The 13,807-nt window shown below is 62.2% G+C and carries 8 protein-coding genes; all 8 read right to left on the bottom strand.

Annotation, left to right across the window (positions count from 1 at the left end; translation table 11 throughout):
* Window positions 1-147: 147 nt before the first annotated feature.
* The 8 genes from AB4N53_RS05165 to AB4N53_RS05130 all read right to left on the bottom strand — a co-directional run bounded on the left by AB4N53_RS05165 (window position 148) and on the right by AB4N53_RS05130 (window position 13,476).
* Window positions 148-2,781 carry an excinuclease ABC subunit UvrA gene (locus AB4N53_RS05165; RefSeq protein ID WP_460118752.1) on the bottom strand — a complete coding sequence of 878 codons (2,634 nt, stop codon included), beginning with the start codon at window positions 2,779-2,781 and terminating at the stop codon, window positions 148-150.
* A gap of 39 nt (window positions 2,782-2,820) precedes the next feature.
* Complete coding sequence (locus tag AB4N53_RS05160; RefSeq protein ID WP_460118750.1) at window positions 2,821-4,932, bottom strand: ATP-binding protein; 2,112 nt, start codon at window positions 4,930-4,932, stop codon at window positions 2,821-2,823.
* 135 nt (window positions 4,933-5,067) lie between these two features.
* Window positions 5,068-5,757 carry a GntR family transcriptional regulator gene (locus tag AB4N53_RS05155; RefSeq protein WP_460118748.1) on the bottom strand — a complete coding sequence of 230 codons (690 nt, stop codon included), beginning with the start codon at window positions 5,755-5,757 and terminating at the stop codon, window positions 5,068-5,070.
* A gap of 1,186 nt (window positions 5,758-6,943) precedes the next feature.
* The gene (locus tag AB4N53_RS05150) at window positions 6,944-10,021 is read right to left on the bottom strand and encodes an error-prone DNA polymerase (protein WP_460118746.1); all 3,078 of its coding nucleotides are present in this window, start codon (window positions 10,019-10,021) and stop codon (window positions 6,944-6,946) included.
* The gene (locus AB4N53_RS05145) at window positions 10,018-11,433 is read right to left on the bottom strand and encodes a Y-family DNA polymerase (RefSeq protein WP_460118744.1); all 1,416 of its coding nucleotides are present in this window, start codon (window positions 11,431-11,433) and stop codon (window positions 10,018-10,020) included. Before AB4N53_RS05145 ends, AB4N53_RS05150 begins: the two co-directional genes overlap by 4 nt.
* Window positions 11,434-11,438: 5 nt before the next feature.
* On the bottom strand, window positions 11,439-12,056 hold the full coding sequence (gene imuA, locus AB4N53_RS05140; RefSeq protein WP_460118743.1) for a translesion DNA synthesis-associated protein ImuA: 618 nt from the start codon (window positions 12,054-12,056) through the stop codon (window positions 11,439-11,441).
* A complete protein-coding gene (lexA, locus tag AB4N53_RS05135) occupies window positions 12,056-12,673 on the bottom strand; it encodes a transcriptional repressor LexA (protein ID WP_460118741.1) in 618 nt (205 codons plus the stop codon). The genes imuA and lexA overlap by 1 nt, the downstream gene beginning before the upstream one ends.
* A gap of 209 nt (window positions 12,674-12,882) precedes the next feature.
* Window positions 12,883-13,476 (bottom strand): hypothetical protein, encoded by a 594-nt coding sequence (locus tag AB4N53_RS05130; protein ID WP_460118739.1) that lies wholly within the window; start codon window positions 13,474-13,476, stop codon window positions 12,883-12,885.
* Window positions 13,477-13,807: the final 331 nt, after the last annotated feature.

Genomic DNA, 13,807 nt, shown 5'->3' with positions numbered 1-13,807 from the left:
CCAGTCAGCTCATCTGCGACTGACACTCCGCTTTCGCGAGCAGGCTCGCTCCCACAGGGGATCCGGGTGTAACAACCTTTTCCGGGTACACCTTTCAAATCTGTGGGAGCTGGCTTGCCAGCGATGGCGGCCAGCAAGGCGCTGCAGTTATCGGCTCAAAGCCCGAGCCAGAAACGGCGCAGTCTTGCTCTTCTTGCTCGCCGCAACTTTCTGCGGTGTGCCGGCGGCGACGATCCTGCCGCCCTGATCGCCGGCCCCGGGGCCGATGTCGATCACCCAGTCGCTCTGCGCGACCACACGCATTTCGTGTTCGACGACGATCACCGTGTGCCCCGCCGTCACCAGCGTATCGAGTTGTTCCAGCAAGCGATCGACATCCCTCGGGTGCAATCCCGTGGTCGGCTCATCCAGTACATACAAGGTCGCGCCACGCTGGCTGCGCTGCAACTCGGTCGCCAGTTTGATTCGCTGCGCCTCACCGCCGGACAGTTCCGTGGCCGGTTGCCCCAGGCGCAGGTAGCCCAGGCCAATATCGCGCAGCACTTCCAGCGAACGACGAATCCCCGCCTGCTCGGCAAATACCGCCACCGCTTCATCGACGGTCAGTTGCAACACCTGAGCGATGCTCAAGCCTTGCCAGAGAATCGCCAGGGTCTGCGGGTTATACCGCGCGCCGTGGCACGTTGGGCACGGCGCATACACGCTGGGCATGAACAGCAATTCCACGCTGACAAACCCCTCACCCTCGCACGTGGCGCATCGGCCCTTGGCGACGTTGAAGGAAAACTGCCCGGCGTCATAGCCCGCCGCTTGTGCCTCGGGAGTCGCGGCGAACAGCTTGCGCACGTTATCGAACAAACCGGTGTAGGTCGCCAGATTGGAGCGCGGTGTACGGCCGATCGGTTTCTGGTCAACCTGCACCAGCCGTTTGATCGACTCCAGGCCAGCGCTGATCTGGCCAGTGCTGGGCGGTGGCGTGTCATCTTCCAGGCTCGGTTCTTCTGGCTCGGCCTCGGCCACCGGACGGCCCAACTGCGCGCCGACCAGTTCCAACAAGGCCTGACTGACCAGACTCGACTTGCCAGAGCCCGATACGCCGGTCACCGAGGTGAAACAGCCCAAGGGGAATTCGGCGCTGAGATTGTTCAGGTTGTTGCGCGTGACACCATCCAGTTTCAGCCATCCGCTCGGCTTGCGCGCGCCGCGCTCAGGGCGTTGGTTTTCCGCGAACAGATAGGCGCGAGTCTGCGAGTCTGCAACATCAGCAAGCCCCGCAGGCGGACCGCTGTACAGCACGCGCCCGCCCTTCTCGCCTGCCGCCGGACCGACGTCGATCAGCCAGTCGGCGCGGCGCATGGTTTCGACATCGTGCTCGACCACAAACAGCGTATTGCCGTCCGCCTTCAACCGTTGCAAGGCCTCGAACAATGCCTCGCCATCCGCCGGATGCAGGCCGGCAGATGGTTCATCCAAAACATAAATCACCCCGAACAGCTGCGACCCCAATTGCGTGGCAAGGCGCAAACGCTGCAATTCGCCAGACGACAAGGTTGGCGTACTGCGTTCCAGCGCCAGATAACCCAGGCCGAGATCGGTCAGGGTGCTGACCCGCTCCAGCAGATCTTCAGCAATGCGCTGCGCCGCCAGACGTTTCTCCAGCGACAGGTTCGGCGTGTGGCGCACGTCCGGCGCGCTGGCATGACCGCTGGCGCCATGCGCGACCCGTTGCTGACGGGCCTCGCGGGTTTGCGCATGACTGAGGGTGTCGCCTTTCTCCTCGGCCTGTTCAAGATAATTCGCCGCTGCCACCGGCCGCAGTACATCGGCCACTTGCAGCAACGGCATCTGCGACAGCTCACCAATGTCGTAACCGGCAAAGGTCACCGACAACGCCTCGCGCTTGAGCCGTTTACCCTCGCACACTGGGCACGGGCTGCCGCGCATGAACTGCGAAACACGCTTCTTCATCAGCGCACTTTGCGAGTGGGTGAAGGTGTGCAGGATGTAGCGCCGCGCGCCGGTGAAGGTGCCCTGATAACTCGGTTCCATCTTGCGCTTGAGGGCGACGCGGGTTTCTTCCGGGGTCAGCCCGGCGTACACCGGCACCGTCGGCGTTTCTTCAGTGAAGAGAATCCAGTCACGCTGCTTTTTCGGCAGTTTTTTCCATGGAATGTCGACGTCGATGCCCATGGTCACGAGGATGTCGCGCAGGTTCTGCCCCTGCCACGCCAACGGCCAGGAGGCCACCGCGCGCTGGCGGATGGTCAGGTTCGGGTCCGGTACCATCAGCGCTTCGGTCACTTCATAGACGCGGCCAAGTCCGTGACACTCCGGGCAGGCGCCTTGTGGTGTGTTCGGTGAAAAGTCCTCGGCATACAACATTGGCTGCCCCGGCGGGTAACTGCCGGCGCGGGAATAGAGCATGCGAATCAGGCTCGATAACGTCGTCACGCTGCCCACCGACGAACGCGCGCTCGGCGTGCCGCGCTGCTGTTGCAAAGCGACGGCGGGCGGCAAGCCTTCGATGGAATCGACATCAGGCACGCCAACCTGATCGATCAGCCGCCGCGCGTACGGCGCAACCGATTCGAAATAACGCCGCTGGGCCTCGGCGTACAACGTGGAGAACGCCAGCGATGACTTGCCTGAACCGGAGACACCGGTGAACACCACCAGCGCATCGCGCGGAATATCGACGTCAACGTTCTTCAGGTTGTGTTCGCGGGCCCCGCGCACACGGACCATGCCGGCGGGTGCTTTGGAATTGCGCTTGGAAGTCATCGACCTGCCTTGGTTGGAAAACAGTGGCAGCGCTCGGCCTCAAGTGCCGAGCACCTCGCAAATCATCTGCAGTAACGCTTGCGGGCTGTAGGGTTTGCCGAGCAGATGCGTATCGGGGCTGAGCTGGTGGTCGCGGGAAATGATGTCGCGGGTATGCCCCGAGGTGAACAGCACTGGCACCGGCGGCGTCTGCACCTTGGCCCATGCGGCCAGATCCGAACTCTTGATCAGGCCGGGCATGACCACGTCGGTGAAGATCAGATCGATCTCGATGCCTTCCAGCAACATCTGCATGGCGACGTCGCCATTACAGGCGGTCAGCACTCGATAACCTTCTTCGCGCAGCAACTCGACTGCCGAAGCGCGCACTGCGTCATTGTCTTCCACCACCAGAATGGTTTCGTGGCCGCCGCTCTTGCGTTCGCCGACACTGGCGGCCTCTTCGCGAACCGGACGCAGGCTGCGCGGAAAATACAATTGCACCCGCGTGCCGGCGCCGAGCTTGCTGTCGATCTCGACGTGGCCGCCGCTCTGTTTGACGAAGCCGAAAACCATGCTCAGACCGAGCCCGGTGCCCTGCCCATCGGCTTTGGTGGTGAAGAACGGTTCGAAGACCTGTTCGAGCATCTGCGGGGCAATGCCCACGCCAGTGTCGCTGACCGCCACACGGACATACTCACCGGCAGAAATGCCTTTGCCTGCACAGAACTCGTTGTCGAGACGAACATTGGCCGCGCTGAGGCCGATAACGCCCTCGCCCTTCATCGCGTCGCGGGCGTTGATGGCCAGATTGAGGATGGCGTTTTCCAGTTGGTTGCGATCGACGTTGATGTGCCACGGCTGCGGCGGCAGTTGCACGTCGATCTGAATGGTTTCGCCCAAGGCGCGTTGCAGCAATTCGCCGACGCCTTCGAAAATCTGTTCCGGGTTGCACACGGCGGGTGAAAGCGGTTGGCGTCGGGCAAACGCCAGCAGTTGCGAAGACAGTTTGGCGCCGCGCTCGACCGCTGCCAGCGAAGCCCCGACCCGGCGCTGTACGTTGGCATTGTTCGGCTCATGGCGGGCAAGCAGATGCAGGTTGCCGGCGATCACTTGCAGCAGATTGTTGAAGTCGTGGGCGACGCCGCCGGTGAGGCCGCCGATCGCTTCAAGTTTTTGCGATTGACGCAATTGCTCTTCCGCAGCCAGTCGCGCATCCACTTCGGCGGCCACGCGCTGTTCGAGGTTGCGGGTGAATTTGAGCAGTGATTCTTCGGCGTTCTTGCGCTCGTGGATGTCAATCAGCACACCGGGGAAGCGAAACGGCTTGCCATTTTCATCGAACTCGCAGGCACCACTGGCCAGCACCCAAAGGTACTGGCCGTCGCCACGCTGCACGCGGTATTCGGCGTTGTAGGGTTCGCCAGTGCGCACGCAATGGGCGACCCGCTCCTGCACCCACCGATGATCCTCGGGATGGATGCGCGATTCGGCGATTTCCTGTGGCAGATCGCTCAGATCCTGGTCTGCGGGATAGGAGAAGGTACGGGCGAATCGCTCATCGGCGGACAAGCGATTGTTCTTGATGTCCCAGACAAACGAGCCCAGCAATGCGCCGGCATTCAAGGCCAGACGCACGCGCTCGTTGTCGGCGCGATAGGCGTCTTCCGCCGCTTGGCGCAGGCGCTCGGAATGCACCAGTTCGGTGGTCTCGACCACCATCGCCATGACGCCGCCGGGCACGCCTTCATCGTTGGCCACCGGGCTGTAATACAAATCCATCCAGACATCTTCGGGCACGCCATCACGCAGCAATACCAGCTCTTTGTTGCGATAGGACAAGGTGCCGCCGGCCAGGCAGGTGTCGACGACGTGACGGTTGAATTCGGCGACTTCCGGCCAGCCCAGTTCTACTGGCACACCGAGCAGATAGGGATGGCGACCACCGGCGAATTCGGAATAGGCGTCGTTGTAGATCATGTAGCCGGCGTGGCCCCAGAGCATCACCATCGGCAACGGCGAAGCCAGCATCAGTTGCACAGTGTTGCACAGGCTGGCCGGCCAGTCGGTGAGCGGACCCAGTTCCGTGTGGCTCCAGTCGAACGCACGGATGCGTTCGGCCATTTCGCCTTTCCAGCCCTCACAGCCGTGGCTTTCGGATAAAAACTGCATCGCCTGACTCAGTGTCCTTTTTTGCGGTTTTCCGATCTATCGCAACGCTACAACGACGCGACGCCCGTGTGTTTCGAGGCTCTGAAAGCGCATTGGTTTCATTGGAGGTATAGCCGATTTGCAACGCCGGGCCATTCAGACGCCAATCAAGTGTTTGAGCGGGTGATAGCCGGTTTTCATTTTTGCAGCAGCGTCAAGAATCGCTTTCTCGATTCCGTTGAGGTGCGTGCAGGTCAGCTCGATCGCGGCGCTCTGATTGCCGGCCTCAATGTACTCGAGCAGGCGCAGGTGTTCATCGTCGCGGCAGGCCTGGTGACTGTCGTCGTCGAGCGCGGCGGCATACAGCGAGGCGCGCGAGATCAGCTTCTGGAACCAGTCGAGCAGCACCGGATTGTTCAGGCTGCGCGCCAGTTTGAGGTGGAATTCGCCAAGCAAGTGGATCAGCCGTTCATGGTCGCCGGCCGCATGGGCCGCATCCTCCAGCAATAAGTGCTCGCGCAGGTCCTGCATGACAACGGTGTCTTTGCGTCGGCACAGTTCGGTGACGATGCCGATCTCGATCAGCCGCCGGGTTTCGAACAGCGAACGCAGCTCTGCGTCACTGGGCAAAGAAACCGACGCGCCTTTGTTGGGCTCGGTCGTCACCAGGCCATCGGCCTCCAATTGCTTGAGCGCAGCCCGCACCGAGGTGCGGCTTACATTGAACAGCTCAGCCAGCGAGGCCTCGCCCAGCTTCATGCCCGGGCGCAACGAACGCTTGCTGATCGCCGCGTAAACCCCCTGGTAGACGCGGTCGACCGTGGTTTCCAGCTTCTTTTCGCTCATTCGAACACTCCTTTGGCCTCGGGCAATTCATCCTGGCAGTGGCCGGCCATGGAGATTGATGGGATTCCCGTGCCCGTGTGAAGCGCAGAATATCTGCCTTCGGCCCAAAGGTGCAGCCTTTTGATTTGTATCTGTTTTGAACACTGAGCCCAAAACCTGTGGGAGCGGGCTTGCTCGCGAAGGCATCGGCACATTCAACATCGACATCGCCTGACCCACCGCTTTCGCGAGCAAGCCCGCTCCCACAATAATCCGGGACAAACCCACAATCTTCAGCGCAACCAAAATCCCTGTGGGAGCGGGCTTGCCCGCGAAGGCGTCGGTACATCCAACACCATCATCGCCTGACCCACCGCTTTCGCGAGCAAGCCCGCTCCCACAATAATCCGAGACAAAGCCACCATCTTCAGCGCAACAACAATCCCTGTGGGAGCGGGCTTGCCCGCGAAGGCGGCGGCACATTCAACATCGACATCGCCTGACCCACCGCTTTCGCGAGCAAGCCCGCTCCCACAATAATCCGGGACAAAGCCACCATCTTCAGCTCCACCAAAATCCCTGTGGGAGCGGGCTTGCTCGCGAAGGCGGCGGCACATTCAACATCGACATCGCCTGACCCATCGCTTTCGCGAGCAAGCCCGCTCCCACAATGATCCGGCGCAAAGCCGCCATCTTCAGCGCCACCAAAATCCCTGTGGGAGCGGGCTTGCTCGCGAAGGCGGCGGCACATTCAACATCGACATCGCCTGACCCATCGCTTTCGCGAGCAAGCCCGCTCCCACAATAATCCGAGACATACCAGCGATCTTCATCCCAAACAAAATCCCTGTGGGAGCGGGCTTGCCCGCGAAGGCGGTGGCACATTCAACATCGACATCGCCTGACCCACCGCTTTCGCGAGCAGGCTCGCTCCCACGATAATCCGAGACAAACCCACCATCTTCAGCGCAACCAAAATCCCTGTGGGAGCGGGCTTGCTCGCGAAGGCGTCGGTACATTCAACATCATCATCGCCTGACACTGCGCTTTCGCGAGCAAGCCCGCTCCCACAATAATCCGGGGCAAACCTACAATCTTCAGCGCAACAACAATCCCTGTGGGAGCGAGCCTGCTCGCGAAGGCGGTGTGTCAGGCAACTCGATTGGGACTGTCACAGCGTTTTCGGTGCAGGCTTTCTCACAAAGGATCAGTGAAAATCCCGGCTCTGCACGTGAATGCCATTGAGCAGCGGGCTGAGGTCGCTCATGCGCCCGGCGATCAGGTGGCGCACATCGCCTTCGCGTTCCCAGCGGCCGTCGACCTTGAGCAATTGCGAACCCACCAGCACCTGTCGCTGACGCTCGGCCAGGTCACGCCAGACCACCACGTTGACGTTGCCGAACTCGTCTTCCAGGGTCACGAACGTCACGCCGCTGGCCGTACCGGGGCGCTGTCGGCCGGTGACCAGACCGGCCACGCTGACCGGCCGGCCATGTTCGATATCCATCAATTCCCGAGAGCTGCGGCAGCGCCGGGCCTGCAACTCGCCACGCAACAAGGCCAACGGGTGCGGCCCGAGCGTCGTCCCCACTGTGGCGTAATCAGCATGCAAGTCTTCGCCGACGCTGGGTTTGGGCAGGACGATTTTGACTTCTTCCTCGTTGGGCAGGCCGGCAAACAGGCCGAGTTGTTTCTGTACCCCAGCCACTTCCCAACGCGCGCGATGACGATGCCCGGCCAGGCCGCGCAAGGCGCCGGAGTCAGCCAGCAAGGCCTGCGCACGACTGTCGAGGGCGGCGCGCTCACCGAGATCAGCGACATCGGCAAAGGCGCCGTGTCGCCGCGCGGCTTCGATGCGCCGTGCGTCCTCTTCGCGAAAACCCTTGATCATGCGCAGGCCCATCCGAATCGCCGGCTGCCCGGCACTCAGCGGTTCGAGGCTGCAATCCCAGTCGCTGGCGCGCACGTCCACCGGACGGATCTGCAATTGGTGCCGGCGCGCGTCCTGCAGAATCTGGTCCGGACTGTAGAAACCCATCGGCCAACTGTTGATCAGTGCACAGGCGAACGCCGCCGGCTCGTGACACTTGAGCCAGCAACTGGCGTAGGTCAGCAAAGCAAAACTGGCGGCATGTGATTCGGGGAACCCGTAACTGCCGAAACCCTTGATCTGCTCGAAGATCTGCGCGGCAAATTCCGGCGTGTAGCCGTTCTTTTTCATGCCAGCGGCGAGGCGTTCCTTGTGCGGTTCCAGTCCGCCATGGCGTTTCCACGCAGCCATGGAACGGCGCAGCTGATCGGCCTCGCCGGGGCTATAGTCGGCAGCGACGATAGCGATCTGCATGACCTGTTCCTGAAACAGCGGCACGCCCAGGGTTCTTTCCAGCACGACTTTGAGCGCTGGCGACGGATAGGTTTCCGCCTCTTCGTTATTACGTCGGCGCAGGTAGGGATGAACCATGCCACCCTGAATCGGCCCGGGCCGGACGATCGCCACCTCAATCACCAGATCGTAGAACGTCTTCGGTTTCAGGCGCGGCAACATCGACATCTGTGCCCGCGATTCGATTTGAAACACCCCGACCGTATCGGCACGGCTGATCATCTCGTAGGTCGGTTTGTCTTCGGGCGGGATTGTCGCGAGCGTCAGATCCAGATCGCGATGCCGGCTCAGCAGGTCGAAGCAACGGCGAATCGCACTGAGCATGCCCAAGGCGAGAATATCCACCTTGAGCAGGCCGACCGCATCGAGGTCGTCCTTGTCCCACTGAATGATCGTACGGTCGGCCATCGCCGCGTTTTCGACCGGTACCAGGGTGTCCAGCGGTTGCTCGGAGATTACAAATCCACCGGGATGTTGCGACAGGTGCCGGGGGAAGCCGATCAGTTGCCCGGTCAGGCTCAGTACACGGCGCAGCACCGGGCTCTGCGGATCGAAGCCACCTTCGCGCAAGCGTTCCAGCGGCGGCGTTTCATCGCTCCAGCGACCGCAGCAGTCGGCCAGCGCGTTGACCTGATCCGGCGGCAGGCCGAGCGCCTTGGCCACATCGCGCACGGCGCCGGTGGCGTGATAGGTGCTGACCACCGCCGTCAACGCCGCACGCCGCCGGCCGTAACGGTTGAACACGTATTGCAGGACTTCCTCGCGGCGCTCGTGCTCGAAATCAACATCGATGTCCGGCGGCTCGTTGCGTTCCTTGGACATGAAGCGTTCGAACAATAGCGTGGTGCGCTCCGGGTCGATTTCGGTAATACCCAAGGCATAACACACCGCCGAGTTGGCTGCCGAACCACGCCCCTGACAGAGGATTTTCTGTGTGCGGGCAAAGCGCACCACGTCGTGCACGGTGAGGAAATAGCTTTCGTAGCCGAGTTCGGCGATCAATTGCAGCTCGTCATCGATCTGCTTGAGCACCTTGGCCTGAGGCCCTTTCGGCCAGCGCCAGGCAATGCCCTCCTCGGTCAGATGGCGCAACCAGGAACTGGCATTGTGACCAGCAGGCACCAGCTCTTTCGGATATTGATAGCGCAGCTCGCTCAGATCGAAGGTGCAGCGCCGGGCAAGGTTGGCCGACTCTTCGAGCAAGGCTGGCGGGTAAAGCTCGCGCAGCTCATCAAGGCAACGCAAATGCCGCTCGCCATTGGGGTGCAGGCGCAGACCCGCTTCGGCCACGGGGACGTGATGACGGATCGCGGTCATGGTGTCCTGCAAGGCACGGCGGCCACGGGCGTGCATGTGCACATCGCCGCTGGCCACGGCTGGTACCTGCAACTCAGCCGCCAGAGCCAACAATGCCGCCAACCGCTGCTGATCGTCCTGGCCGCGATGCAGTTGCACCGAGAGCCACAGGCGGTCGCCGAAGATTCGTTTCAGCCAGCGCCCTTCTTCCTGGTCATCCACTGAATCGGGCACCCACAACACCAGCAAACCCGGCAGCGCTTCGGCGAAGTCTTCGCGCAGCACCTGATACTGGCCTTTTTGCGTACGCCGCCGAGCCTGGGTAATCAAGCCGCACAGGGCCTGATAACCCGCAAGGTTTTCCACCAGCAGCACCAGTTTCGGGCCGTTTTCGATACGCACCTCGCTGCCGATGATCAGCGGCAACTCGACGGACTTTGCCGCTTGCCAAGCACGGACGATTCCGGCGAGGGTGCATTCGTCGGTAATCGCCAACGCCTGATAGCCGTGCTTTTTCGCCCGCTGAAACAACTCCAGTGCGCTTGAGGCGCCGCGCTGGAAACTGAAATTCGACAGGCAATGCAGTTCGGCGTAATCGGCACTCATGCGAACCAGCCCTGCAGCCACAACGGACCGCCCTCACCCACCGCCCGCCAGGCCCAGCCTTGCTGCCCGGCGCGGTTCTGGATCAGGTAATAATCACGCCGCACGTCACCCCCGTCCCACCAGCCGGATTCGATGCGCTCCGGCCCCATGAGAATCCGTGCCGAACCTTCCGGCACGCTTTGCGGTTCGTTGAGCAGCCAGCCCGGGCGCTGGACACTGGGCAACCCCGTGCAAGGCTGTTTGTCGACGGCGCTCTGCCAAGCGCACTCAGGACGATGATCGGGCTGAAAGCGCAAGCCCTGCACCGCGTCATCACCCAGCCGTGCGCGCAGACGTTCGCGCAATTGCTCCCAGGGCAAGGTTTGCTGCGGGCGATCGTCGAACAGTTCCTGATACTGCGGAACGAAACTCGGCAGGTCTTCGGCGCGCAAGCGGAAACCACGCACCGGCGCCTCGACCTGGACTTGCTCCAGCCGGCCACGGGCCAGTTCGAAGAGCATCGCCGCGTCACGTTCGGCGCTGAGCAGGCCGACCTTGATCACCGTATCCGGCAGCCCGGCGTGTTCCAGAAGCAAATCGAAACGCTGCACGCCACTGTCTCGCCCGCAAAGAAACGCTGACAGATCGCCGGTCAGACGCCGTAACGGGAACAACAAGGCCTGATGGGACTGCACGTCGTAATTCAGCTCGATGCGAATATCGAAACGGTCGGGCGGAAGATAGAAGGCCAGCGCCAGAGGGCGTGCGCCGAACAGCGTGTCGAGGTGCTTGAGCATCTGCGCTTCGAAACGCCGGGCCAGTGCCTGGCGTGGCAGGCTTTGCACCTGACTGAGATTGCGCAGCCCCATGCGCGTCAACGCCGTGGCGACATTCGGCTCCAGCCCGACACGATCAACCGGCAATTGCCCGAGATGATGCTGCAAGGCTTCGCCGTCCGGCACTACCAAGCCATCGTAGGCATTGGCCAGCACCCGCGCGGCCACCGGGTTCGGCGCGGCGACGATGCGGTGACGAAAGCCGAGGTCTTTCAACTCCTGGCGCAAGCGAGCTTCAAATTGCGGCCAGGTACCGAACAGGCCCAGGCTCGATTCGATCTCGAAGACCACGGTGCGCGGGTAATGCACGCTGACCTGTGCGCTGAAACGATAGGCCCACGCGGCGAGAAACTGCTGCCAGTGCTCAACCTCGGCCACCTCGTAATCGGCGGTGGCAAAGCCTTTGCTCATGGCTTGCGCGGCGGTCATCGACATACCGGGACGCAGACCGAGTTTGCGCGCCGCCGGATTCACCGCTTGCAGCACCCGGCGCTGGGCCGGGCCACTAAGCAGGACCAGCGGCTCCTCAGGGTCTGGGCGCTGCCGCAGCACAGCGTCGAGGGCCAATTGCGGAAAAAGGATACATACCCAGCGCATGACGGTCAGTGCCCCACGGCAAAGGCAATCGGCGTCGCACGCGACAGCCCGCCTCGGCACTTGAGCACGCGTAGCTGCGCCGGTTTGGCATCGATGGCAATGCGTAACGCTGCCGGTGACGGGTTGACCGCCTCGCTTAACGGGCGCCAGGCAAAGGCCAGGGTCTGGCCGGTTTCCGCCGCCACCTGCATGCGCCGCAAGGCGCGGTCATCGGCCTTGTTCGGCCAGCACAGCACCGCGCCGCAACTGCCCGAGCGCAGGCACTGCTCCGCAGCCCACAAGGCATCGCGTTCGCTGGCCTGTATAACGGACAACTGGCGCAGATCGACTCCGGCGTTGGCCCAGGCCTGCGGGTACGGCACGAACGGCGGCGCCACCAGAACGATGCGCTCACCGGCCGCGGACAATCGCGCCAGGGTCGGCCAGACCAGTTGCAACTCGCCGACACCGGGGCCGGCCAGGAGAATTTCACTCAACGCCGCTTCCGGCCAGCCACCGCTGGGCAGCGCTGCGTCCAGTGCCGCATGCCCGGTCGGCTGCGGGCTCGCCGCGGGTGGCGCAGGCCTGCCGCGCCAGACCTGGCCACCATTGAACAGCGTATCCAGTGCAACGACGGCGCCCATCAGCCTTGCCTCACCAGACCACAGAACACGCCTTCGATGGCCAGATCCTGATCATCACGCACGACAATCGGTTGATAGGCCGGGTTGCGCGGCAGCAGGCGCACTTCATCCCCTATTCGTTCGAAACGCTTGATGGTGACTTCACCGTCCAGACGCGCAACGACGATCTGGCCGTTGAGCGCCTCGGGATTGCGCCGCACACCGACCAGATCACCGTCGAGGATGCCGTCTTCGATCATCGAGTCGCCCTGCACTCGCAGCATGTAATCCGGGGTGCGGGAGAACAATGCCGGATCGAGTAGCAAGCGGTTATGGATGTCGGCATCGGCGCCAATCGGCGCGCCAGCGGCCACGCGACCAAGTACGGGGATCTCCAGCAGCTCCGGACGCGCCGGCTGACCGAGCAAACGAATGCCACGGGCCTGATGCGGGTTGACCTCGATGAAACCGGCTTCGGTGAGCGCCAGCACATGCTTGCGCGCCACGCTGCGTGAGGCAAAACCAAAAGCCTCGCTGATTTCAGCGAGGCTTGGGGGCTGACCGTGTTCGGCGATGCGATCGCGGATGAAGGTCAGAATGGCGGTACGGCGGGGAGTCAGATCAGTCATGGAGTACATTTGTACTCCTGTAGGAATTTCCTGACAAGAACCGCCAGTCGGCGCAAGCCGAAGCAGGAGCTGCCATCTGATCAATCTGTGAACACAGTCCCTGTGGGAGCGAGCCTGCTCGCGAAGGCCTCGGCACACATTCAACATCATCGCCGCCTGACCCACCGCTTTCGCGAGCAAGCCCGCTCCCACACTGATCCGGGGCAAATCGACAATCTTCAGCGCAACCAAAATCCCTGTGGGAGCGAGCCTGCTCGCGAAGGCCTCGGCACATTCAACATCATCATCGCCTGACAGCCCGCTTTCGCGAGCAGGCTCGCTCCCACACTGATACGGGACAAATCGACAATCATCATCGCAACCAAAATCCCTGTGGGAGCGGGCTTGCTCGCGAAGGCGGCGGCACATTCAGCATCATCATCGCCTGACAGCCCGCTTTCGCGAGCAGGCTCGCTCCCACACTGATACGGGACAAATCGACAATCATCATCGCAACCAAAATCCCTGTGGGAGCGGGCTTGCTCGCGAAGGCGTCGGCACACATTCAACATCATCGCCGCCTGACCCACCGCTTTCGCGAGCAAGCCCGCTCCCACAATGATCCGGGACAAATCGACAATCTTCAGCGCAACCAAAATCCCTGTGGGAGCGGGCTTGCTCGCGAAGGCCTCGGCACATTCAACATCATCATCGCCTGACACGGCGCTTTCGCGAGCAAGCCCGCTCCCACAATAATCCGGGGCAAAGCCACCATCTTCAGCTCCACCAAAATCCCTGTGGGAGCGAGCCTGCTCGCGAAGGCGTCGGAACATTCAACATCATCATCGCCTGACACTGCGCTTTCGCGAGCAAGCCCGCTCCCACAATAATCCGGGGCAAAGCCGCCATCTTCAGCGCAACAACAATCCCTGTGGGAGTGGGCTTGCCCGCGAAGGCGGCGGCACATTCAACATCATCGTCGCCTGACAGCCCGCTTTCGCGAGCAGGCTCGCTCCCACAATAATCCGGGGCAAAGCCACCATCTTCAGCGCAACAACAATCCCTGTGGGAGCGGGCTTGCCCGCGAAGGCCTCGGTACATTCAACATCATCATCGCCTGACACTGCGCTTTCGCGAGCAAGCCCGCTCCCACAATAATCCGGG

This window comes from Pseudomonas sp. H3_E04 (genome assembly GCF_054668915.1).
The sequence above is the reverse complement of the archived record's forward strand: the minus strand, read 5'-3'. Positions and strand labels throughout refer to the sequence as shown.

What these genes read in the sequence shown, in the direction of transcription:
- AB4N53_RS05165 (WP_460118752.1), bottom strand. Translation starts at nt 2,781, where the DNA reads ATGACTTCCAAGCGCAATTCCAAAGCACCCGCCGGCATGGTCCGTGTG.
- AB4N53_RS05160 (WP_460118750.1), bottom strand. Translation starts at nt 4,932, where the DNA reads ATGCAGTTTTTATCCGAAAGCCACGGCTGTGAGGGCTGGAAAGGCGAA.
- AB4N53_RS05155 (WP_460118748.1), bottom strand. Translation starts at nt 5,757, where the DNA reads ATGAGCGAAAAGAAGCTGGAAACCACGGTCGACCGCGTCTACCAGGGG.
- AB4N53_RS05150 (WP_460118746.1), bottom strand. Translation starts at nt 10,021, where the DNA reads ATGAGTGCCGATTACGCCGAACTGCATTGCCTGTCGAATTTCAGTTTC.
- AB4N53_RS05145 (WP_460118744.1), bottom strand. Translation starts at nt 11,433, where the DNA reads ATGCGCTGGGTATGTATCCTTTTTCCGCAATTGGCCCTCGACGCTGTG.
- imuA (WP_460118743.1), bottom strand. Translation starts at nt 12,056, where the DNA reads ATGGGCGCCGTCGTTGCACTGGATACGCTGTTCAATGGTGGCCAGGTC.
- lexA (WP_460118741.1), bottom strand. Translation starts at nt 12,673, where the DNA reads ATGTACTCCATGACTGATCTGACTCCCCGCCGTACCGCCATTCTGACC.
- AB4N53_RS05130 (WP_460118739.1), bottom strand. Translation starts at nt 13,476, where the DNA reads ATGTTCCGACGCCTTCGCGAGCAGGCTCGCTCCCACAGGGATTTTGGT.